Below are 21,698 nucleotides of genomic sequence, written 5' to 3'. Positions count from 1 at the left end.
GGTTCTTGTGTTCTCTATGGGAGACCCAGTCTAGGAACGCGCCCCTCCCGGCACCGGTCTTTGCGGCCAATTCGACGGTCCCGCCGGACCGGGCAAACCAGATTGTCAAAAGCGCAGCTTGCCGCCACCATCGCGGCAATGAACTTTCCCCTGCCCCCTGCCGGCGGCCCGGCGCAGGAGCCGACCACGATCGGCGGCTATGTGCTGGCGATCTCCAAGGCGCTGCAGGCCAGCGGCGTCGACAGCACGCGCGTGCTCAAGGCCGCAGGCGTGCCGCTCAACATGACCAACGACCCCATGAGCCGGCTGCCGGTCAGCACGCTCACGCGCCTGTTCCGCGCCTGCGCCGACGTCACGGGCAGCCCCTATTTCGGGCTCACGGTGGCGCGCTTCATCCATATCTCGAACCTGCACGCGCTGGGCTACGCGCTGGCGGCCAGCGCCGACCTGCACGAGTTCTGCCAGCGGCTCGAACGCTACTTCCGGCTCGCCTCGCAAACCAGCGAGATCGAGGTGGTCGAGTCGAACGACGAACTCGCGCTGCGGGTGCGCACGCTGGTCGAGCTCTCCGGCGAAACGGAAGACGCCTTCCTCGGCTTCCTGGTGCTGGCCATGCGCCAGCTCTACAAGCCCGACTTCAATCCGATCCGGGTTTCGCTGTCGCATCCCATGCCGCGCGAGGGCGCCGGGCCCTACGAGGCGCTGTTCCGAGCCCCCGTGAGCTTCGATCAGCCCGGGCCGATGCTGGTGCTGCCGCGCGCCGACCTGCACAACCCGCTGACCGGTGCCTGCGCCGAGCTGGCCCAGCTCAACGACAACCTCTCCAACACCTACCTCGCCCGGCTCGAGAAGGACGACGTCGTGACCCGCGTGCGGCAGAAGATCATCGAGTTCCTGCCCAACGGCAGCTGCACGCGCGACCGGGTCGCCGATGCGCTCGCCATGAGCCCGACCACGCTGCAGTTCAAGCTGGCCGAGCGCGACACCAGCTTCCACGATCTGCTCGACGCCACGCGCCGGGAGCTGTCGACCGGCTATGTGCGGCAGTCCTCCCTGTCGATCACCGAGATCACCTTCCTGCTCGGCTTCAGCGACACCAGCAACTTCACACGCGCCTTCAAGCGCTGGCAGGGCGTCTCGCCCACCGCCTTCCGCGAGGGCGCGAGGCCGACGCCGGCCTGAAGTGCCGGTCGCCGAGCAGGAAGTGCGACAGCGCCGGGATGAGCACCAGCGCACCGACCATGTTCCAAAGGAACATGAAGGTCAGCAGGATGCCCATGTCGGCCTGGAACTTGATCGGCGAGAACACCCAGGTGACGACGCCCGCGGCCAGCGTCACGCCGACCAGTGCAACCACGCGACCGGTGAACATCAGCGCCTCGGCATAGGCCTCGGCCAGCGAGAGGCCGCGCCGCTGGGCCGCGAGCTGCACGCTGAGCAGGTAGAGCGCGTAGTCGACGCCGATGCCCACGCCGAGCGCGATCACGGGCAGCGTCGCGACCTTGACGCCGATGCCGAGCAGCACCATCAGCGCCTCGCACAGGATCGAGGTCAGCGCGAGCGGGATCACGGCCACGAGCACCGCGCGCCATGAGCGGAAGGTTACCAGGCACAGCAGCACCACCGCGGCGTAGACGTAGAGCAGCATCGTGCGGTTCGCCTCGCGCACCACGATGTTGGTCGCCGCCTCGATGCCGGCCGAGCCCGCGGCCGGAAGCAGCTGCAGCCGCGCGGGATCGGCAGGGTTCTGCGCGTTGAACCGCTCGACCGTCGCGAGCACCTTGTCGAGCGTGTCGGCCTTGTGATCGCTCAGGTAGGCGACCAGCGGCATCACCGAGCATTCGGTGTTGAAGAGCTCGGGATTGTTCACGCTGGCCTGCTGGGCGCCGTAGTTCAGCACGTCCTGGTTGCCGCTGATCGTGAGCCACTTGGGGTTGCCCTCGAAGGAGCCGGCCGTGATCTGCCGCACCACGTCCTGCAGGCCGAGCGTGGCACGCACCTGCGGCAGCTGCTGCAGCTCCCAGGCCAGACGGTCGACCTGCACGAGGGTCTCGTGCTTGAGGCAGCCCTCCCTGGGCGTCTTGACGATGACCGCGAAGACATCGCTCGACAGCGCGTAGTTCCCGGTGACGAATGCGTTGTCGCGGTTGTAGCGCGAGTCGGGCCGCAGCTCGGGCGCTCCGGGATCGAGGTCGCCCACCTGCAGCCCGAGGCTCAGCACGAAGCCGCCGGCCGCGAGCACCGCGGATGCGAGCACGGCGGCCAATGCCCAGCTGCGGCGGGCCGCGAAGCGCGCGAGCAACGCCCAGACCCGCCCGCCCTGGCCCCGGGCCTGCGCCTGTTCGATGCGCATGCTGCGCGCGGCCGCCTGCTCGCTCACGCCGACATACGACAGCAGCACCGGCAGCAGCAGCAGGTTGGTGAAGATCAGCACCGCGACCCCGATGCTCGCGGTCAGCGCCAGTTCGCGGATCACGGGAATCGGGATCAGCATCAGCACGCCGAAGCCCACCGCATCGGCCAGCAACGCCGTGACGCCCGCGAGGAACAGGCGCCTGAAGGTGTAGCGCGCAGCCACCAGCCGGTGCGTGCCGCGGCCGATGTCCTGCATGATGCCGTTCATCTTCTGCGCACCATGGCTCACGCCGATCGCGAAGACCAGGAAGGGCACCAGCATCGAGTAGGGGTCGAGCTCGAGGCCGACCAGCTTCACGATTCCCACCTGCCAGACCACCGCCACCAGCGAGCAGGCCAGCACCAGCGCCGTGCTGCGCAGGCAGCGCGTGTAGCCGTAGAGCAGCAGCCCCGCAATGACGGTGGCGACGCCGAAATAGCTCATGACCTGCAGCAGCCCGTCGAGCAGGTCGCCGACGATCTTCGCGAAGCCGATCACGTGGACCTTGACACCCCAGGGCTTGCCGTCGGGCGCGACGCCCTGCTCGTACCTGTCGCGGATCAGCGTCTCGATCTCGCGCGAGAGCTCGCGGTAGTCGAGCCGCTGCCCGAGGCCGCGGCCGTCCAGCAGCGGCACCACGATCGCGCTCGACCTGAAGTCGTTGGCGACGATGCTGCCGACCAGGCCCGCGCGCGCCACGTTGAGTCGCAGCCGCTCGACGCTCGCGCTCCTGCCGTCGAAGTTGTCGGGCATCACGGGCCCGCCCTGGAAGCCCTCCTCCGTGACCTCGGTCCAGCGCGTCGATGGCGTCCACAGCGACTTGACCCAGGCGCGGTCGACGCCCTTCATGAGGAACAGGTCGTCGTTGATGCGCCTGAGCGCATCGAGATAGCGCGCATCAAAGACGTCGCCGCGCTCGTTCTCGACTACCACGCGCAGCGTGTTGCCCATGCCGCGCAGCTCGCTGCGGTTCTGCAGGTAGTTCTGGATGTAGGGATGACCCACGGGGATCATCTTCTCGAAGCTCGCGTTGAGCGCGATGCGGGTGGCGAAGAATCCCAGCAGCAGCGTCGCCGCGATGCAGGCCAGGCAGACCCACAGTCGATGGTTGAAGACCAGGCGCTCGAGCCTGCTGCCCGAGTCGCGAGGAAAATCGGCAAGGTCGCGCACGACCGGCATGCGGTCGAGGCCGGATGAATGCGACATCAGCTGTCCTTTTTCGTGAGCTCGACGCTGCGAAGGCCGCGCGGCCCGCCCAGCACGAGGGTCCTGGCGTCGGCGAAGGCCACCGCCGCGAGCGGCATCGTCGGCTGCAGGCCCGAAGCACCGAAGTGCAGGCCGCCATCGGCGCTGCGCACGATGTTGCCCGCCTGGTCCACCAGCACCACGGTGCCGTCCGCCGCGACAGCGCCGCTCACGATGCTCGCGGGCAGGCCGGTGGCGACCGGGCGCCAGCTGCGGCCATCGTCGCCGCTCAGGCAGGCATGGCCGCGCATGCCGAAGGCCAGCACGCCGGCGCGCGTGGCGACGATGCCGAAGAAGCTGCCCGGGTAGGGCGAAGACAGAGCCTCGAAACGGCTCCCCTCGCGCTCGCGCCTGAGCAGCAGGCCGCCCTCGCCCGCGACATACAGCGCGCCGCCGCTCGCGCAGATCGCGTAGAGGTTCAGCAGGCCGGCGTTGTCGATGCGGTCGAACCAGGGCTCCCAGCGCCTGCCGCCGTCGCGCGTGCGCAGCGCGAGGCCGTAGGCGCCGACCACGAAGCCGTTGGCGGCATCGGTGAAGCAGAGGTCGAGGAAGGGCTTGTCCGGACCGGCCTCGGCATTGCGGCGGGCCTCGTCGAGCAGCTTGCGGTCCTGCTCGCGGGCATCGGGCGACGCAACGCGCCGCTGCATGTGGTCGAGCACCAGCGCATTGGCCTGGCGGCCGTCGAGAAGCCGCTCCCAGCGGCGGCCGCCGTCGCGCGTGCCGAGCACCGTGCCTTCGTGCCCAGTCGCGTAGCCGACAGCCTCATCGGCGAACGCCACGGCTGTGAGGTCCACGCTCGTGGGCACCGCGGCCTGCACCCAGCTGCGCGCGCCGTCGCTCGAATGCAGGATGTGACCGCGCTGCCCGACTGCAACCAGCCGGTCGCCGGCGCGCGCGATGCCGGTCACCAGGCGCTGGCCGGCCAGCGCACTGGACCTCGCGGGACGCTCGGGCGCATCTGCGGCAGGCGCGGCTGCGCTCGCAAGCGAGCCCAGGGTGGCCAGCAACAGGCCTCGACGCTGCATGGCGGGGCTCCGCTCAGCGCACGCCGGAGCCGGCCAGCGCGTCGGGGCTCCAGGCTGTGGCCGACAGCGGATCGGTGTACTTGAGGCCCACGCTGTAGGCGCCCATCAGGCCCGTGATGTTGTAGCCGTTGGTCGTGAAGTCGTGGAAGGACTGGCCCATGCTGGCCGGTGCCGGCACCTCGTACGAGGGGTTGGTGTAGACGAAGCCCGCGCGGTAGAGCTGGCCGCGCGCATCGTATTCGTCGGAGGCGACGGCGATCCAGCTGTCCTCGTCGACGTAGAAGGTGCGCCTGGCGTAGATGTGGCGCTTGTCGGCCTTCAGCGTGGCTTCCACCACCCACACGCGGTGCGCCTCCCAGCGCACGAATTCGGGGTTCAGGTGGTTCGGCGTGGTCACCGCGTACGGGTCCTTGGCATAGACCAGCTTGAAGGTGTTGTAGGGGATCAGCATCTCCTTCTTGCCCACGAGCTTGAAGTCGTAGCGGTCCATCGCGCCGTTGAAGACCCAGGCGTCGTCGTAGGTCGACGCGCCGGCCGCGCCCGGGTTGGGCGTGTCGTAGGCGATGTCGGGTGCCAGCTTCACGCGGCGCTGGCCCGGCAGGTACTGCCAGGCGCGGCGGCCGTTCTTCATCGGGTTGATGTAGTCCTGCGCGAGCAGGGCCTCGCCCGCGCGGCGTGCCGGCGCGGTGTAGGCGATCTTGGTCCGGAAGTAGATGTCGTTGTCGCCCGAGGGGGTGGTGCGCTTGGGGTCGTAGTACGGATAGTCCATGTGGATCTGCCCGGTCGTGGCCAGCACGGCCTTGCCCGACGAATCGACGTTGATCGAGTCGTACTGCGTGTAGTAGCTCTGGCCCGTGTAGCGCAGCAGATGGTTCCACATCACCTCGTGGCCGGTCTTGGGAATCGGGAACGGGATGCCCGCATAGGTGCCCTCCAGGCCCAGGCCATCGTCGGTGGTCTTCACCGCGGTCGCGTTCCTGGCCGTGTTGTCGATCACGTACTTGGGGAATGCCATCGAGCGGTGCGAGGGGTACACGTCGACGCGCATGGTCGGGTACTTCTTCAGGAGCTCCTTGGTGCCTTCGGTGAGCCTGCCCTCGTACTGCGCGAGGTTCTGCGCGGTGATCGCGTAGAGCGGCTTGTCGGCCGCGAACGGGTCGGGACGCACGCCCGAGCCCTTCTCGTAGCCGGCCGGCGGCGTGGTCAGGCCGCCCGTGTACTCGGGGATCGACTTGTCGGCGCTGCCGGCGCGCTCGGCGCCGGTGGCCGTCAGCGTGGTGCCGAGCTTCCTGGCTTCGTCGGCGCCGACCGCTGCGACAGCGGCCTGGGCGGCCAGCGCGAGCAGCGCGCCGGTCCAGAAGGGATGGGTGTTCATGGGGCTTGTCTCCGTGAATGGGGAAATGGGGCGACTCAGAAGGTCGCCTTGAAAGTGAGCAGCACATGGCCGCGGTCGGACAGGCTCGCGTAGGTACCGTTCGGAACGTTCATCGCGCCGTTGGCGAGCGTGCTGTAGTCGCCATAGAAGCCGACATAGCGCAGCGCGATGTTGTACTTGGAGCGCACGTCGGCCGCGATGCCGATGCCGTAGGAGCCGGCATTCTTGTTGCCGCCGGTCAGCACGGCCGAGTTGCCCGAGAGTCCGCCCGACCAGCTCAGCGGCATCGACAGGTCGACGCCCGCGAAGACCTGGTACCAGGTCGGCGTGAAGTTCAGCCCGAGGCCGAAGTAGTCCTTGCTGACCGCATCGACGTTGGCCGGATTGGCGCGGTAGGCGTCGCTGCCCTTGAAGGCGCCGGGGTTCTGCGACACGCTGAGCCAGCGGTTCCAGATCAGCTCGGCGTTCCAGCTCGCGCTGTCGAACAGGGCGGTCTTGGAGACGGTTCCGAGCAGGTTCAGCACGCCGTGCATCGTGTCGCCGCGCGCGCCGGGCGTGTCGCCGTCGAGCTGCGCGAATCGGGCCAGCGAGATCGCGCCCGTCGCCGGATTCGCGAGCGGCGCGGGCAGCACCTGCACGGGCACGCTTTGCAGCGGCATGTTGCGGCGGTAGCTGAGCTCGGCGCCCAGGCTCAGGCCCGCGACGTTCTTCGCGAGGCTCAGGCCGTAGATGTCGATGTCACGGCCATAGAAGGCCTGGTACTGACCCACGTAGCCGGCCTGGACCTGCGGCAGCGTGGCTGCGCCCGGGTTGATGTAGCAGTTGGTGGGTCCGATCGGCCGCAGGCCGGCACGGGCGCAGGCACCCGCAGGCACGCCGGCCGCGACCGCCGGCAGCAGCGCGAGCTGCGGCTGGATATCGGCCGTGCGGCGGCCATAGAGGCCGGCCGTGCCGTCGAGCCATTCGGGGCTCCAGCGCGCCGAGAGACCGAAGTCGCCGGTCTTGTTCGGCTCGCCGCCCGCGGCCTGCAGCAGGCGCTGGCCCGGGCCCGCGATCAGCGAATCGCCGCCGTGCAGCAGCGCGTCGTTGACTGTCAGGTAGCTGCCCGACTCGGGATAGCGCGCGCTCTCCCAGTCGAAGAAGGTCTGGGCCGAGAACGACAGGTCGGCCGCGGGCTGCACCTGCAGCGTCATCGAGTTGCGCGGCCGGTAGAGTTCCTTGGCCTCGATCCCGGGCGTCGCCAACGCCTTCCAGAGGTCCAGCGAATACTGGCCGTAGGAGATGCCATGCACCGCGCCGCCGGCGAGCAGGCTCTCGCCCCAGTAGACCGTGTGCTTGCCCAGGCGCAGACCCACGTTGGTGTCGCCGATGTCGGTGCTGCCGAAGACGAAGGCGTCGAGCAGTTCGCCCGAGACGCCCTTAGCGTAGCGCGACGTGTAGGGCGACAGAGCGCCCGCGGTCGGCACGCCGTTGACCAGCGTGTTGGCCGTGGCGTTGTTGCGGTTGTCGAGGTTGTCGTAGGCGGCGTCGCCCCATGCCGCCCCACTGATGCGGAAGCCGTATTTCTTGTCGACCACGAGGTCCATCTCGCTGAGCAGGTCGAGCCGGTTGGCGATCAGCGAGTGGTTGCTGAAGTTGCGGTCGCCGTCGTCGAAGTTCGGGTTGCCGAGGATCGACCTGTCCTGGCCCTGCACGCGCTGGCCGAGGTTGTAGCGCAGCGTGTTGTCCCAGCGCAGCACGACGTCGGGATTGCCGGTGTCGATCTCGATCGACCGGGCGGGGCCGGCCAGTGCGAGGAGCGCCAGCGCGGCGACGGAGACCGCGCAGCGGCGATGAGGCGCCGCAAGGCGCGGCGAAGCGGTATGGACCACAGGTTTGTCTCGCTAAAGGTTTTTCTTCGTGACGCCGGGATGGCCCGGCCTTCGGCTGTCGATCGGCGGCCGTGCGGGGGCCCGGTCACCGACGGCCGATTCTGTGGAGCCGTCGGCCGTGCCGCCGGTCTTTGCGGTCAATTCGCTGGTCTTGCGGGCCCGCTGGCGAGCTGCCATGTCGACGGGGTCGAGCCTGGGCGGTCGACGGGTCGGTGCTCGCTGGTGCGGCAACCCCTCCGTGAAGATTTAGTGGCCTGTCCGCACTTATCTGCCCAGGAAGCGCGCGCGTCCTACATTCGATCGTGTTCGCTCAGCGGAAGGTCAGTGGCAACCAAAGGATCCCATGAAAGCCCCAGGCCCCTCTGCACCCACCCGCCACCCCACGCCAGCGGAAAACGCGATGAAGCAATTTTCCAAGACCGATGCCGAGAGCGGGGTCGTTCCGGATCAGCCTGAGACGCGCCCCGCATCTGACAAGCGGCCCAAGCGTCCCGGAGATGCAGGCGTCGGCGAGTCCGGCAATCAAGGCAGTTCGCCCTATCAGGACCGCAATCGCCCGGAAGAGGCAGAGCGCGACGGTACGTAGGCGACGCGGTCTGGAGAAGACGCCTTCCTGCTTCTTCGGCTGACGAAAGCGCGACCGCGCTCGCCAAACTTGAAGCCGTCGCATACAGAAAAGCATCGGCACCTGCTAGAGCAACTCGTTGAAAAGATGAAAGAAGCCGTCCTTGCAGCGATGCCAGAGCCCGCGCTGGGCCCAACGCCCCGCATCGAGTTCCATGCAGTGCTTCATATCCGCCTCGAACAGCGCCTCGAGCTGCGCTGCCAACCGATCGTCCTTGATGCCCAAGGTGATTTCGTCGTTGGTCTCCAGTGATCGGTCATCGAAATTGCTGGACCCGATCGCGCACCATGCGCCGTCTACAGTCATCACCTTTTGATGCAGCAGGCAGTCCTGGTACTCGAAGATTCGGACGCCGCCCTCGAGCAGGATCTGGAAGTTGTGGTGTGCGGCGTGTTGGACCATCGGCATGTCGGAGGCTTCGGCGGACGGAACCATCACCCGCACATCCACCCCGCGTCGCGCACTCGCACACAGCGCCTCGATGGCCTCGTCGTCCGGCAAAAAATAGGGGTTCTGGATCCAGAGCTTCTCGCGCGCCATGCAGATGACGAGGTGATGCAGGACCTTCACCGACGGAGGTGAGCCTTCCGGCTTGACGCTGGCCACATGAACTTCGACGTCGCCAGCATGCTCGATTCGCGGGAAGAAGGCTTCGCCGAGGAACAGTTCGCCCGTGTCTTCGATCCAGTTCTCGGCGAAGACGGACTGCACGGCGTGCACCGCCGGGCCCTCCAGTCGCACCCCCAGGTCGCGGACATCGTCGCATCTTTGTGCGGATCTGCACATCCATCCGTCCACGATGCAATGGCCGCCGACGAACGCCACGCGGCCGTCCACGACGATGAGCTTGCGGTGATCCCTGTCATTGAACACGCCGATATTCCGGATGTGGCGGGGATGATGGAAGTGGAACTGGCAGCCGGCCTCTCGCAACCGGCGGGGCGTGACTTCCCCCATGTTCTTGCCGCCGTCCGCGTCGACCAGGACGCGGACCGCAACGCCGGCGCGGCGGCGCTCGATCAGCGCATCTGCGAGACGTGTGCCCAGTTGGCCCTCCTTCCAGAGGAAGGTCTCGAAATGGATGGACCGCGCGGCGCTGCCGATCTCCGTGAACAGGGCCTCGAAGAATGCACCGTCGACCAGCAGTTCCACCGAGTTGCCATCCTGAACGCTTCCTTGCGTCAAGCCGGCAATCGATGGCATGAGTTCGCCGATCGGTGCGTCGCAATGGATTTCGAGCTTGGGATCACGATGCCGACGAATCGACCAGATGATGATGCCGAGCAGCACCACCAGCACGAGCAGCACGAGCGCAAGAGCAGTCGGCCACGAGGCGCTTCTCACGTAATCAGCGAACACGGTCGCTTTCCGAGTCAGTCATCGAGGCGTGGGTTGGAGCCCAGGCCGTGGCTGGATGGATCAGATTCCCATGGAGGGACCGACTTTCGAAAGTGCAGGGCAATGATCACCTTCGTGTTGCGTCAGTCCATGGCGGCAGACGAGGTCGATCGACCGTACATCGACCACTTGACCGTCAGGATGTCCGCGGCGATCTTGGCGGCGTCGACGCCGGCATAGGCTTGCTCGGGATCGAACTCGAATGCCTGCCGATAGCGCTTCACTTCCCCGAAATCCGGATCGAACAACATCGGCGCCGTGAGGACGGTCGGGTCGGTGCCCGTGGGCAGCGCCAGGAATTTCTCGGGGTCGGTGACGCTTTGGTAGAGGTCGACTGTGACGCGATTCATGGCGGTGAACCTCCGAACTTGGGACCAGATGACGCGAGCCGGTGCGGCTGAAGCTCCAACGCGAATCATTTGCGATGTTGGTGCTCAACGCAATCGGCGCCGGCCTACAAGCGGCAGGAGCATCATGGCGCGCCTTCCTGGGCTCATGCCCAGCGCTCAAGTCACGCGAAGCCTATGCGTCCGAGCAGCTGGCCCTGGCGGTCGACGAGCACGGCCTCGCCCATCGCCACCGACTCGCCGGTGAACGCGGTGATGTTGACCTGATGCGTGATCCAGACCTCGAAGGCCTCTGCGGGGATACCGCGCAAGGCGTCCAGCATGGTCCGACGCCGCGCTGCGCCATCGGCGTCCCCGCCGAAGCTGGAATCGAGCGAGGCCCAGTGCGAATGGGTTCCGAAGGCGAGATCGGCCGTGTCTCGGCACCGGCACCATGCGCTCGACCGCACAGCGCTGGGACGCAAAGAGCGCGTCTTGAACCAGGCCCCTGCGGCCTGCGCCTGCGCCCGCCCTTCGGCACTCAGGTTGCGCTGGCTCTTGCAGTCGCCGAGCTGGAACCCGGGCGGATCACCGACACCCGGCGAGGTCTGCCCGTGACGCCAGAGCACCGCGCAGCGCCCTCCGCGAAGGTGCTTGGCCAACGTTTCGCTATGGGACTGCGCGCTCACTCGATCGGTCGCGCCCAAGCCCAGCAGCAGCAGGAGTTCACGCCGGGTCAGGCAAGGCAGCGCCGAAGGTCCGGAGGAGGCTTCTGAACTGGCCATGCGGGAGCATAGCCCTTCCGGCCATTCTTCAATGCCTTGTCGAGCCGCGTGCGGGGCCCCGTGAGGAAGGCCGGCATGCTGCAGGCGTCGATCGCAAGCAGCCCGCCAAGCGGGCCGGCACACCGGACTGGATGATCTACTTCGCGATGGCATCGGAGGCCGCAAACGGTGGCCTGCTGGGCCAGGGTGGCGCCCTGTCCGGGCCGCTGACCGCCTACATCTACGACTGGAACATCATCCCCATCGGCCAGGCGCTATGGCTGCAGGAGCTCGAGTCCTATGGCCCCTACCCGGCCTTGCAGTCGCCGGCGTCCTATAGCCTTGCCCAGGTGCTCACGCAGGTGAAGGACCAGATGGCGAGAACGCGCGCGAAGGGGGACTAGCACCGATCCGCCGCACCGCGGAGCGCTCGCCGCCGTCAGCCGAGCGTCGGAAGCAAAGCGTCAAGCTGCGCGAACTGCTCGGGCAGCCCCTCGGTGCTCCCGATGTTGCGGTCGAGCGCTTCCTTCGTCGGGTAGAGCTCCGAGAACGTGAGGTGCGTCTGGCCGTCCTTCTCGTCGAAGGTCACGGTGGTCACGGCGCCATCGTCGCTTTCCTCATTGGTCCAGGACAGGCGCGACGGGGGCGTCACCTCGATGTACTTGCCGAAGAAGGCCATCGTCTTCGAGTCGCCGAGGTCGAAAACGAGGCGATAGCCGCCGCCCACGCGCACGTCCTGTTCCAGGGACAACAGCGCCAGGCCGATCGACTTCGGCACCCACCACTGCTTGAACAGTTCGGGCCGCGTCCAGGCCTCGAACACCAATCGTGCGGGTGCGTCGAAGACGCGCCTGACCACGACTTCGCGGTCCGACCTGCGCTCCGCCGATGTGGGATGTTTCGCGCCCGCCGGCTCACTTCTTTCGACCATCGTCGCTCTCCTTGCGTTTCAGTTCCTCGACGACCTGGTCCAGCGCATCGAAGCGCGCCGTCCACATGCGGCGGTAGCGCTCGAGCCAGGCCCACTCTTCGTCCAGCGCGCCCTGCCCGAGCCGGCAGGTGCGCACCCGCCCGACCTTCTCGGTGGTGATCAGCCCGGCCTGCTCCAGTACGCTCACGTGCTTCTTCATGCCCGTCAGCGTCATTTGGAAGCGCTCGGCCAGCTCGGTGATCGAGGCGTCCTCGCGCCAGAGCTGTTCGATCACGCCCCGCCGGGTCGCGTCGGACAACGCTGCAAAAGAGTCGTCGAGACGGGATGAATACTGAACCATTAAGTTCAGTATATGGCGCGCGGGCGCTCAAGGCAAGTGCAGCGGGCGACGGAGAACCACGAGGCGGATTGCGCCCGCACCAGGCGCGACCCGCTAGGCGCGACCCAGACAGAACTCGAAGAACTCTTCGAGTTGCGTGGACTTGTCGAAAAAGGCATCTGCGCCAGCCTCCAGGCAGGCCGCGCGAACACTGGCGGTGGCGTAGTTCGTCAGGATGACCACGCGCTGGGTCGGCTCGCGACCCTCGCACCATTTGACGACGCCGAGCCCGGATCCCTGCGCAAGGAAGAGATCGATCACGGCGAGATCCCACTGTCCCTTGTGCAGGGCAAGCCATTGGATGGCATCGTCCTCGGATTCCGCGATTGCCATCACGCTGGCCGAGCCCATCTCCGCGAGTGCAGGAATCAGGTGATCGCGAATCTTCTGATTGTCTTCGACGAGAAAGACCGACAAGCCTGCCATGGGAGATCCGCCGTTGTTGTTTGCTGTACCACTATGCCATTGGGAATCATTCCGCCGTCAGTGGGCGCTCAGGATGGGCGGGAGTAGGAGGGAACCGTCAAGGCAGCCAGGCCCGCGCATCGGTTCGAGGTCGATTTGCTCCGGATCCCGCGGCACCCGTGGTTGCGGTGCCCTCGGGCCCGACGATGCCGCAGGGCTTTTCGCTTCCAGCGTTGCCGGGCCGCCATGCGCCGCTTGGCACGGTACGGCAGTGGTTGCGGTCGTGGGTTGGCTACCGGGCGCGGGCGTTGATGACGCCCATGAGCACGTGCGGCTGCAAGGGCTTGCCGAGGTGGGCGTCGAAGCCCGCTTCAAGTGCCTTGTCCCGGTCCTGGGGTCGCGCAAAGGCAGTCAGCGCGACGGCGAAGAGCCGCTTCAATCCCTTCGATTCACCGTGCTCGCGAGTCAGGCGGATCAGTTCGTACCCATCTCGCCCGGGCAGACCGATGTCGCTGACCAGCACGTCGGGCCACTGCTGGCTGATGAGTCGCAACGCCTCGTCGCAGTTGTCGGCCAGGCGCACCTGGGCGCCGGCATCCGCAAGCACCAGGGTGAGCATCTCGCTGGCATCTGCGTTGTCCTCGACCACCAGGACGTCGACGCCGTCCAGCACGCGATCAAGGAGCAACGCGGGCTTTGGCTCCTGGGTTTCGGTCAACACCAGCTGCGGACCATCGGCGGGCACCACGACGAGTTCCACGCGCAGCGTGGCGCCGAAGCCCGGGCCTTCGCTCTCGGCGCTGACGCTCCCTCCGTGCAACTCCGCCAGGTTCTTGACGATCGACAGCCCCAGCCCCAGGCCCCCATGGAAACGGTTGTCCGGCGAATCGCTCTGCGTAAAGCGATCGAACAGATGAGTCAGGAAGACGGCGTCGATGCCGCGACCGAAGTCCTGCACGCAAAGGTTCAGGCGGTCGCCGTTGCGCGTCAGGCTGATGCGGACCAGGCCGCCCTCCTCCGAGAACTTGACCGCGTTAGACAGCAGATTCCAGACGATCTGCTGGAAGCGCGTGGGATCCAGCCAAGCAGGCTGATCGATCTCCTCGCGATCGAACTGCACGTTCAGGCGCTTGGCGGCGATCGCAGCGCCGAGCGCCTCGATGGACGAAGCGACCAGCGCACGCGGCTCGCTCCATTCGCAGTGCAGCCGCAGCTTGCCCGAGCTGATGCGCGAGACGTCGAGGATGTCGGAGATGAGACGGGCTTGCGACTTCACGCTGCGGTCGATGGCGGTCAATCCCTTTTCAAGCAGGTCGGCCGAGCCGTTGCGCGTCTTCAGCACGTGCACCCAGCCCCCGATGGCATTGAGCGGATTGCGCAGTTCGTGCGAGAGCACGGCGATGAAATCGTCCTTGGTCCGGCTGTGGCGCTCGGCCGCCGCCCGCGCTGCCTGCTCGCGCTCGAGCACTTCGAGGCGTCGGGTCTCGAGCTCGAAGCGCTCCGACACGTCGAGTGCAATGCCGATCCGCAGGCCGGGCTCGATGTGGGTGGACATCGTCCACTCGAGCCGCACCAGGCTGCCGTCCTGCCGGCGCAGCGGGAACTCCGCTTGCCAGGTGGCGGCGCTCTCGCGCGGGTTGGCGCTTCGCTCGCGCACGAAAGCCGACCAGTCCTCGGGCGCCAGCGCCGCCATCGATTCGCCGACGATCGCGTCGCGAGAGCGACGCAGCAGGTCGACCATCGCCGGGTTGACGTCCACGAAACGACCGGCGTCATCGATCAGTGCCATGCCGGTCGGTGCCTGGGCGTAGATCGCCCGAAAACGCGACTCGCTGCTGCGCAACCGCTCTTCCGCCATGCGGGCGCGGATCAGCGCCTGCAGTGTCGCAATCAGCACGGCGGGCTCCACCGGGTGAACCAGGTACGCATCGGCCCCGGCATCCAGGCCGGTGACCTTGTCCTCATTGCGGATGAAGGCGGCCGACAGATGGATGACCGGGAGCGTGGCCGTGTCCACGTCGGCGCGAATGGTCCGGCAGACCTCGAAACCGTCGAAGTCGGGCAGGTGCACGTCCAGAACCACCGCAGAGACATGCTGGCCGGCCAGTTCGAGCGCTTCGCGACCGGTGGCGGCCTCGCGTGTCTGGAAACCGGCGGCGCGAATCACCCTTGCCGTCGAATAGCGGGTGGTCGGGTTGTCGTCGACCACCAGGACGGTGTGCAGGCCGCGATCGATGGTGGTGGTGATGACGTCGGGAACCACAGCGCTCAGACCTCCGTCGCGGCTTCAGCGCCATGCAGCTGCACCGGCAGGACCACCGAGAACGTCGAGCCCTTGCCGAGCGCGCTGACCACCTCGACCCGACCGCCCAGAAGCTGCGCGAGCTGTCGGCTCAGCGACAGTCCCAGGCCGGTGCCGCGCAGGCGCTTCTGCAGCGGTGAATCGACCTGGGCAAAGTCGTCGAAGACGGCCGCGTGATGTTCAGGCGAGATGCCGATGCCGTTGTCGGTCACGGAAAAGCGAACGAAATCGCCATCGACGCGCGTCGCGGACACGCGCACCTCCCCGCGTGGCGTGAACTTGAGGGCGTTGGAGATGAAATTGCGCAGGATCTGCGAGAGCTTGCGGTCGTCCGTGAACAGGCGCGGGAGTTCGACCGGCTCCTCGAAGATCAGCACGGTGTCGGGGTTGATGAGCACCGGCTTGAACATGCCGCGCAGCGCCGAGAACAGATCGACCATCTCGAACCAGGCCGGCGAGATCTCGACACGCCCCGCCTCGATCTTGGCGAGGTCGAGCAGATCGTCCACCAGCTCGGCGAACTCGGTCGCGCTCGATTCGATGAAGCCGACCTGCCGCTCCTGTTCCGCGGTCAGCGGGCCGTCGACGCGGTCGTTCAGCAGGCGCGTGATGCTTCGGATGGCACTGATCGGCGTGCGGAACTCGTGGCTCATGTAGGCGAGGAAGCGGCTTTTCAGCTCCGTCGCCTTTCTCAGCTGCTCGGCCTGCGCGTCGAGCTCGGCGTAGAGCGCCACGACCCCTCGATTGGTCTCCTCGAGTTCGGCGCGCAGCTCCTCGACCTCCTGCCGGCTGGCGGTCAGCGCCGCCTCGAGCGGCGCCGTGACTGCGGGATCGAGCTCAGGCGGCATGGCTCATCTCCGTTCGCCGCACCACGACCACGGTGGCATCGTCGCGATGCCGCGTATGGTCGCGCAGGAGGATGGCGGCCGCCAGGGCGGGATCCTTTCCAAGGACGGGCAGCAGCCGGTCGCCACGCCAGCGCGTGTCGATGCCGTCGGTGTGGACGATCACCAGGGCATGAGGCGGCAGCGTCATGGAGCTCTCCTCGGGTCGGCGGATCTGAAGGCCGGCGGTGCCGTGCTGCGTGACGATCGACTTGTCGAACACACCGGACAGTACTCGGCCGACCACGTTGCCAGCGCCCGAGTATGACAAGGTCGAGGCCTCGGCGTCGACACGCAACGCACACAACGCGGCGCCGCGCGTGGTCTGAAGTGCCAGGTGCGCCTTCTGAACCATGTCGCGCGGGGTTGCGGCCGGATCCCGGCCGAATGCGGCAGTGGCGGCCATCGAGGCCTTCGCGGCCTCGGGGCCATGGCCAAGTCCGTCGGCAACCAGGAGGGTGGCGCCCGCTGCGTCACAACCTGCGGCCCAAGCGTCGCCGCACACGATCTCGCCCGGAGCGGGCAGGCAGATCGCCCCGATCGCCACCGCGGTTGCGACCTTTGGCCGCACTCCGGGCGGCGTCGCGGCGCGCACGCGCGCCACGCACACGGTGCCATCGGGCACCGTCGAATGCATGTCGAACTCGTCGGCGAGTCGGCGGATCGCGCCGAGCCCGGTGCCCGGTGTGCTGCCGGACGACTGGCCGTCCCGCATCGCCATCGGCACATCCACGATGCCGGGCCCTTCGTCGATCGCGAGCAGCTCGATGTCTCGCGCGCCTTGGCGGGCGGCAATCAGCAGCCGGCCCCGGCGCGAATGCCGCAGCAGATTGGTGCCGAGTTCAGTCAACACCAGGGCAACACGGCCCGCATCGACCTCGGAGAACGACAGGCCGGCGGCCAGTTGCGCGGCATGGCGCCGCGCTTCCCCGATGCGGCTCGCGTCGTCGTCGATCGGGAAGGCCCTGTGGGTCCAGCCAGCGACTATTTCCACTTCGTGATGCTCACGCGGGTTCCCTGGCCCGGGACGGTGTGAAGGTCAAAGTCGTTCACCAGCCGCTTGCTGCCTGGCAGGCCCAGGCCCATGCCCGAGCCACTGGTCCAGCCATCGGTCAGCGCCAGCGCGAGATCGGCGATGCCCGGCCCTTGATCCTCGAAGTGCAGTTGCAGCCCACGCCGCCCGTTTCGCTCGACGAATTCCCACCGCATGGTGCCGCCACCGCCATGAATCAGCGTGTTGCGAGACAGTTCGCTCGCGGCGGTGATCATCTTGGTCTGGTCGACGAGTGACAGCTTCAGGTCTTGGCACAGTGTGCGCACCATCTGCCGACTGGCCACGATGTTCTGCTCGGAGTGCAGGGGGAGCGTGCCGGCGGGCTCAGCGGCCAAGGGAGCGCTCCTCGCGGGCGTGCTGCAGCAACTGCATGCCGCGCTCGACGTCAAGTGCGGTACGCACGCCCTCGAGCGACAGCCCCAGCTCGACCAGCGTGATGGCCACCGCGGGCTGCATGCCCACCACCACCGTGGTGGCCGACAGGATGCGCGCGATGCCCGAGATGCTGGTCAGCATGCGGCCGACGAAGGAGTCAACGATCTCGAGCGCCGAGATGTCAATCATCACGCCTGAGGCACCAGTCCGGGCGATTCGCTCGGCCAGGTCGTCCTGAAGGGTCAATGCGGTCTGGTCCTGCATGTCGACCTGGATCGTGACCAGCAGGGTTTCGCCCATGCGGAGGATGGGAATGCGGTCCATGGGGCTCCTAGTCGCCGCGCGTGATGCGCCAGCCGGTCTTGTGCAGCGCGAGCGAGAGCGCATCGGCCAGGGTGGCCTTCGTGCTGACCCCTTGCAGATCGATGCCCAGGTGCACGATGGTTTGCGCGATCTGCGGGCGGATGCCGCTGATGATGCAATCGGCGCCCATGAGACGAATGGCGGTGACGGTCTTGAGCAGATGCTGCGCGACCAGGGTGTCCACCGTGGGCACGCCGGTGATGTCGATGATCGCCAGCGCCGATCCGGTGTCGACGATGCGCTGCAGCAGGGCCTCCATGACGATCTGCGTGCGGCTGCTGTCCAGCACCCCGATCATCGGCACGGCCAGCACGCCCTCCCACAGCTTGACGACGGGCGTCGACAACTCCAGCAGTTCTTCCTGCTGACGCCGGATGATTTCTTCGCGGGCCAGCTGGAAGGTCGAGGCCGTGTGCTGGGCCAGCTTGTCGACCGCGGCGGAACCGGCCCAGAGCGCCGCGGCCATGGCCTCGGGCTGCGCAGCCAGCCGCTTCTGGATCGCGGTGAACAGCGGCTTCTTGAACCCCAGCACGAAGACGCTGGTCTCGCCGGCGGACTGGCCTTGCGCCGCCCGCGACCGCGAGAGCGAGGCCAACACTTCACGCAGTTCCGCCCATTCGGGCGCCTCGAGCCGCAACGGATCCGACCCCGCCTGCAAGCCATCACGCAGTTTGCGGAGGATCTCCGTGGCCTCGCCCTGCATCGCGCGCCGGCCCGCAGGGTCGACCGGCGGCAACGCCGCCAGCCATGCCTCGACGACACTGTCTTCCTCGTCCCGCAGCGCGCCGAGCAGCGCGTCGAATTCGTTGTTCATTCTGATCCTCAAGCATGTTTCTGGCTGCCGACGCCCCGAGCCCTGGCGGCGGCGGTGAATGGTATCGGGTGGATGTCTGACTCTTGATCCTCCCGCCATAAAACGCTCGTGTGCCTACAGAGTGGCGGCGTGATGGCCTACAGCCGCGCCATCAGCCCAGGGGCGCGCGCATCGGAGTCGCACGCCTACGCGCCCCCATGGCCCGCATCGAGGCGTATTCTGGCTGGAGGCGGTCGCGAAGCTCTCCTACGCCTGGTACGCATCGCGCGCGATAACTTCCCTGGCATCGCCGCGGCTCTCGGCCTCTCGGCCATCTCTGCCCAGTCAATGGTGGCCCCGGCACCGCGCAGCCCTTGCTCAACTTTGCATCGCATTCGTGCGACCCCTCGGAACATCATGAATCCAAACGACGCCCGCTTCATCTACCGCGGGTGCAGCTTCATCTGCAGCGTGGAACAGGTTGCGCCGGATCTGTTCCAACCTCACGTCAAGTACGAGCACGGGTTGCCGAACTTGCAGCAAATGGCCCTGCCCGACGATGCCGAGCCGTATGGCAGTGCGGCTGAAGCGCATCGCCATGCGCAGCAGCAGGCCGTTCGTTGGGTCCACGATCGAACGGGTGACGGTCAGGGTCAGTTCTGATGTCCCGCTGCCGAAACTCGGGTGCAGCCCGCGAGCGAAGCGCATGGCTCTGAATCTCTGGATCGCCGGGTCGGTCATCTTGATTGCCGCCGTGGCGATCTACATGCGCGGGCGCTGGCAGTCCGATGTCGATCTGGCGATGCGTTTGCAGATCTCCAAGTCGGGCGAGACCATTCGTCAGGACCTCGCCGCCAAGTAGGTCGGTGAACGACCGCGCCTTCTACAAGGGCAACTAAGCACTGCTTGCCGCCGCGACGATTAGCATGACGGAGAAAACCAACTCGTCGCTTGTCCGGCGACGGGACTGACGCGATCGGAAGTCCTGTACGTCGCGCTGCAAATCCGTGGAGCCATCGCCTGCTACTCCCCGGACAGCTGGCTCGAGCACAAGGAGCGATCGTCAAACCTCTGTCTGGCCATCGACGAGTTGTTCGGACACGGGGCCACGCGATCTGGCTTGCCTGCAGCGTCGATGCCGCAAGTCCTCGCGCCCGGCGCAGGCGCGAGGTTTCGCGGAGCCGGCCGCAGACCTGGAAGGATTTCGGAATGCTCGAGGATGAAGACGTGGCGGCATCCCGCCCCAAGGACGGCTCAGCGAACGATGCCGAGGGAGACGGATTTCCATGAGCGATTCGAGCCCTCCCCCTCCTGCTCGCGGACACGAACGGTCGGCTCGGCACGCTGCCGAGCGGGTCGGCTGGGATCGCTGGCTGCCAGGCGTTCGCATGCTTCGCAGTTATCAGCGGGCCTGGTTGCGGCATGACATCGTGGCCGGCCTGGTGCTGACCACGATGCTGGTGCCCGTCGGCATCGCGTACGCGGTGGCCTCCGGCGTGCCGGGCATCTACGGGCTTTACGCCACCATCGTCCCGCTGCTCGCCTACGCGCTGTTCGGGCCGAGCCGGATTCTGGTGCTGGGGCCCGACTCCTCGCTCGCCGCCGTCATCCTGGCCGTCGTCCTGCCACTGTCGGGCGGAGACCCGCTTCGCGCGGTCGCACTGGCGAGCATGATGGCGATGGTCTCGGGGCTGGTGTGCATCCTGGCCGGCGTCGCGCGGTTGGGGTTCGTGACCGAACTTCTGTCCAAGCCCATCCGCTACGGCTACATGAACGGCATTGCACTGACGGTCATGATCAGTCAGCTGCCCAAGCTCTTCGGGTTCTCCAGCGAGAACGACGGGCCGCTGAGGGGCCTCTGGTCGATCGCGACCGCGTTGGCCGGCGGAAAGACCAACTGGACCGCATTCATGGTCGGCGCAGGTGCGCTGGTGACCATCCTGTTGCTCAAGGGCCAGAAGCGGCTTCCCGGCGTCCTGATCGCCGTGGTCGGGGCCACCCTTGCGGTCGGATGGCTGGATCTCGCGGCACGCGCGGACGTATCGGTTCTCGGCGCCCTGCCTCAAGGTCTTCCCTCGTTCGCCATCCCGCGCATCACCATGGCCGACTTGCCGCCCGTGCTGGTGGGTGGCTGCGCCGTGGCGCTGGTGTCCTTTGCCGACACCAGCGTGCTCTCGCGCGTGTACGCAGCGCGCACGCGCACCTACGTCGACCCGAACCAGGAGATGGTGGGCCTGGGTGCGGCCAACCTCGCCGCCGGTCTCTTCCAGGGCTTCCCGATCAGCAGCAGCTCGTCGCGCACGCCCGTCGCCGAGGCCGCGGGTGCCAGGACCCAGGTGACCGGCGTCGTGGGTGCAATGACGGTTGCCATGTTGCTGGTCGTGGCGCCGGATCTGCTGAGGAACCTGCCGGGCAGCGCGCTCGCAGCGGTGGTGATCGCATCGGCCATCGGCCTCATCGAGATCACCGACCTTCGACGCATCTATCGCATCCAGCGCTGGGAGTTCTGGCTTTCGATGGCCTGCACCGCCGGGGTCGCCATCTTCGGTGCGATCCAGGGCATCGGATTGGCGATAGTGATTGCCATCCTCGAATTCCTGTGGGCGGCCTGGCGCCCGTACTCAGCCGTTCTCGGATGCACCGAGGGGCTGCGGGGCTACCACGACATCACCCGGTACCCGCAGGCACGCCAGTTTCCCGGTCTGGTCATGTTCAGATGGGACGCCCCCTTGTTCTTCGCCAATTCCGAGCTGTTCCATGAGCGGGTGCTCGATGCAGTGGCGGCATCTCCGACCCCGGTCCGCAGGCTGGTCGTCGCGGCCGAACCCATCACGAATGTCGACGTGACTGCCGCCGACATGCTGGCGGAACTGGGCGACACCCTGCGCGCATCGGGCATCGAGTTCGTCTTCGCCGAACTCAAGGACCCCGTCAAGGACAAGTTGCGGCGATTCGGACTGGTCGCGCGGCTCGGCGAGAAAACGTTCTTTCCCACGATCGAGGTTGCGGTCAGCGGCTATCTCGCCGCGCATCAGCCGGAAGACGGGGAGTCGGGAATCGAGTCCTGAGTCTTCGTCCGAAAAGAGTCCTCGGGTCGCGGACGCTGCAGACCGGGGCCTGCTCTGGCAACCTGGATTGCGTCGGGATCGGCCACTGCCTTGGCGGTCGCTGCCCTTCGCTCGGCAACG

Annotated in this window: 22 protein-coding genes; 5 read left to right on the top strand and 17 right to left on the bottom strand. The window is 67.1% G+C overall.

Annotated features, from left to right (window positions below; genetic code table 11):
• Positions 1 to 138 precede the first annotated feature (138 nt).
• Positions 139 to 1,182, top strand: a complete 1,044-nt coding sequence (locus tag QTH87_RS23410; RefSeq protein WP_286612503.1) for an AraC family transcriptional regulator — start codon at positions 139 to 141, stop codon at positions 1,180 to 1,182.
• Here QTH87_RS23410 and QTH87_RS23405 read toward each other — a convergent pair.
• The 4 genes from QTH87_RS23405 to QTH87_RS23390 are packed head-to-tail and all read right to left on the bottom strand — an operon-like array spanning position 1,118 to position 7,911.
• Positions 1,118 to 3,601 carry an efflux RND transporter permease subunit gene (locus tag QTH87_RS23405; RefSeq protein ID WP_286612502.1) on the bottom strand — a complete coding sequence of 828 codons (2,484 nt, stop codon included), beginning with the start codon at positions 3,599 to 3,601 and terminating at the stop codon, positions 1,118 to 1,120. The genes QTH87_RS23410 and QTH87_RS23405 overlap by 65 nt on opposite strands.
• Positions 3,601 to 4,665 carry a WD40/YVTN/BNR-like repeat-containing protein gene (locus QTH87_RS23400; RefSeq protein ID WP_286612500.1) on the bottom strand — a complete coding sequence of 355 codons (1,065 nt, stop codon included), beginning with the start codon at positions 4,663 to 4,665 and terminating at the stop codon, positions 3,601 to 3,603. The genes QTH87_RS23405 and QTH87_RS23400 overlap by 1 nt, the downstream gene beginning before the upstream one ends.
• Before the next feature lie 13 nt (positions 4,666 to 4,678).
• Positions 4,679 to 6,040 carry a DUF1329 domain-containing protein gene (locus tag QTH87_RS23395; protein WP_286612499.1) on the bottom strand — a complete coding sequence of 454 codons (1,362 nt, stop codon included), beginning with the start codon at positions 6,038 to 6,040 and terminating at the stop codon, positions 4,679 to 4,681.
• Positions 6,041 to 6,075: 35 nt separating this feature from the next.
• Positions 6,076 to 7,911: a DUF1302 domain-containing protein gene (locus tag QTH87_RS23390; protein WP_286612497.1), complete on the bottom strand. Its 1,836-nt coding sequence runs from the start codon at positions 7,909 to 7,911 to the stop codon at positions 6,076 to 6,078.
• A 400-nt stretch (positions 7,912 to 8,311) separates the two neighbouring features.
• Here QTH87_RS23390 and QTH87_RS23385 point away from each other — a divergent pair, with 400 nt between their 5' ends.
• On the top strand, positions 8,312 to 8,497 hold the full coding sequence (locus tag QTH87_RS23385) for a hypothetical protein (RefSeq protein WP_286612496.1): 186 nt from the start codon (positions 8,312 to 8,314) through the stop codon (positions 8,495 to 8,497).
• Between the two features lie 105 nt (positions 8,498 to 8,602).
• On the opposite strand, the gene QTH87_RS23380 is transcribed toward QTH87_RS23385, so the two are convergent.
• The 3 genes from QTH87_RS23380 to QTH87_RS23370 form a co-directional block, all read right to left on the bottom strand.
• Positions 8,603 to 9,895, bottom strand: a complete 1,293-nt coding sequence (locus tag QTH87_RS23380) for a phospholipase D-like domain-containing protein (protein ID WP_286612495.1) — start codon at positions 9,893 to 9,895, stop codon at positions 8,603 to 8,605.
• 122 nt (positions 9,896 to 10,017) lie between these two features.
• Complete coding sequence (locus QTH87_RS23375) at positions 10,018 to 10,284, bottom strand: hypothetical protein (protein ID WP_286612493.1); 267 nt, start codon at positions 10,282 to 10,284, stop codon at positions 10,018 to 10,020.
• Positions 10,285 to 10,445: 161 nt separating this feature from the next.
• On the bottom strand, positions 10,446 to 11,045 hold the full coding sequence (locus QTH87_RS23370) for a histidine phosphatase family protein (protein ID WP_286612491.1): 600 nt from the start codon (positions 11,043 to 11,045) through the stop codon (positions 10,446 to 10,448).
• Positions 11,046 to 11,176: 131 nt separating this feature from the next.
• Between QTH87_RS23370 and QTH87_RS23365 the strand changes: the two genes are divergently transcribed.
• Entirely contained in the window at positions 11,177 to 11,428 is a 252-nt protein-coding gene (locus tag QTH87_RS23365) for a hypothetical protein (protein WP_286612490.1), read from the top strand.
• Between the two features lie 35 nt (positions 11,429 to 11,463).
• On the opposite strand, the gene QTH87_RS23360 is transcribed toward QTH87_RS23365, so the two are convergent.
• The 10 genes from QTH87_RS23360 to QTH87_RS23315 form a co-directional block, all read right to left on the bottom strand.
• Positions 11,464 to 11,955, bottom strand: a complete 492-nt coding sequence (locus tag QTH87_RS23360; RefSeq protein ID WP_286612489.1) for an SRPBCC family protein — start codon at positions 11,953 to 11,955, stop codon at positions 11,464 to 11,466.
• A complete protein-coding gene (locus tag QTH87_RS23355) occupies positions 11,939 to 12,295 on the bottom strand; it encodes an ArsR/SmtB family transcription factor (RefSeq protein WP_286612488.1) in 357 nt (118 codons plus the stop codon). Before QTH87_RS23355 ends, QTH87_RS23360 begins: the two co-directional genes overlap by 17 nt.
• 93 nt (positions 12,296 to 12,388) lie before the next feature.
• Entirely contained in the window at positions 12,389 to 12,760 is a 372-nt protein-coding gene (locus QTH87_RS23350) for a response regulator (protein ID WP_286612487.1), read from the bottom strand.
• A 271-nt stretch (positions 12,761 to 13,031) separates the two neighbouring features.
• Complete coding sequence (locus tag QTH87_RS23345; RefSeq protein ID WP_286612485.1) at positions 13,032 to 15,002, bottom strand: hybrid sensor histidine kinase/response regulator; 1,971 nt, start codon at positions 15,000 to 15,002, stop codon at positions 13,032 to 13,034.
• A gap of 5 nt (positions 15,003 to 15,007) precedes the next feature.
• Positions 15,008 to 15,889: an ATP-binding protein gene (locus QTH87_RS23340; RefSeq protein ID WP_286612484.1), complete on the bottom strand. Its 882-nt coding sequence runs from the start codon at positions 15,887 to 15,889 to the stop codon at positions 15,008 to 15,010.
• The gene (locus tag QTH87_RS23335) at positions 15,879 to 16,919 is read right to left on the bottom strand and encodes an ATP-binding SpoIIE family protein phosphatase (protein ID WP_286612483.1); all 1,041 of its coding nucleotides are present in this window, start codon (positions 16,917 to 16,919) and stop codon (positions 15,879 to 15,881) included. Before QTH87_RS23335 ends, QTH87_RS23340 begins: the two co-directional genes overlap by 11 nt.
• Positions 16,910 to 17,314 carry an anti-sigma regulatory factor gene (locus QTH87_RS23330; RefSeq protein ID WP_286612482.1) on the bottom strand — a complete coding sequence of 135 codons (405 nt, stop codon included), beginning with the start codon at positions 17,312 to 17,314 and terminating at the stop codon, positions 16,910 to 16,912. Before QTH87_RS23330 ends, QTH87_RS23335 begins: the two co-directional genes overlap by 10 nt.
• A complete protein-coding gene (locus tag QTH87_RS23325) occupies positions 17,304 to 17,678 on the bottom strand; it encodes an STAS domain-containing protein (RefSeq protein WP_286612481.1) in 375 nt (124 codons plus the stop codon). The genes QTH87_RS23330 and QTH87_RS23325 overlap by 11 nt, the downstream gene beginning before the upstream one ends.
• Before the next feature lie 7 nt (positions 17,679 to 17,685).
• A complete protein-coding gene (locus tag QTH87_RS23320) occupies positions 17,686 to 18,531 on the bottom strand; it encodes an STAS domain-containing protein (RefSeq protein WP_286612480.1) in 846 nt (281 codons plus the stop codon).
• Positions 18,532 to 18,888: 357 nt separating this feature from the next.
• Positions 18,889 to 19,218 carry a hypothetical protein gene (locus QTH87_RS23315; protein ID WP_286612479.1) on the bottom strand — a complete coding sequence of 110 codons (330 nt, stop codon included), beginning with the start codon at positions 19,216 to 19,218 and terminating at the stop codon, positions 18,889 to 18,891.
• Between QTH87_RS23315 and QTH87_RS23310 the strand changes: the two genes are divergently transcribed.
• Both QTH87_RS23310 and QTH87_RS23305 read left to right on the top strand, forming a co-directional pair.
• Positions 19,217 to 19,372 carry a hypothetical protein gene (locus QTH87_RS23310; protein WP_286612477.1) on the top strand — a complete coding sequence of 52 codons (156 nt, stop codon included), beginning with the start codon at positions 19,217 to 19,219 and terminating at the stop codon, positions 19,370 to 19,372. The genes QTH87_RS23315 and QTH87_RS23310 overlap by 2 nt on opposite strands.
• A 526-nt stretch (positions 19,373 to 19,898) precedes the next feature.
• A complete protein-coding gene (locus QTH87_RS23305) occupies positions 19,899 to 21,578 on the top strand; it encodes a SulP family inorganic anion transporter (protein ID WP_286612476.1) in 1,680 nt (559 codons plus the stop codon).
• Positions 21,579 to 21,698: the final 120 nt, after the last annotated feature.

The sequence above is a fragment of the Variovorax jilinensis genome (assembly GCF_030316885.1).
Lineage (GTDB): Bacteria > Pseudomonadota > Gammaproteobacteria > Burkholderiales > Burkholderiaceae_C > Variovorax > Variovorax jilinensis.
Note: the sequence above shows the minus strand (reverse complement) of the source record. Positions and strands in the feature narration are given on the sequence as shown.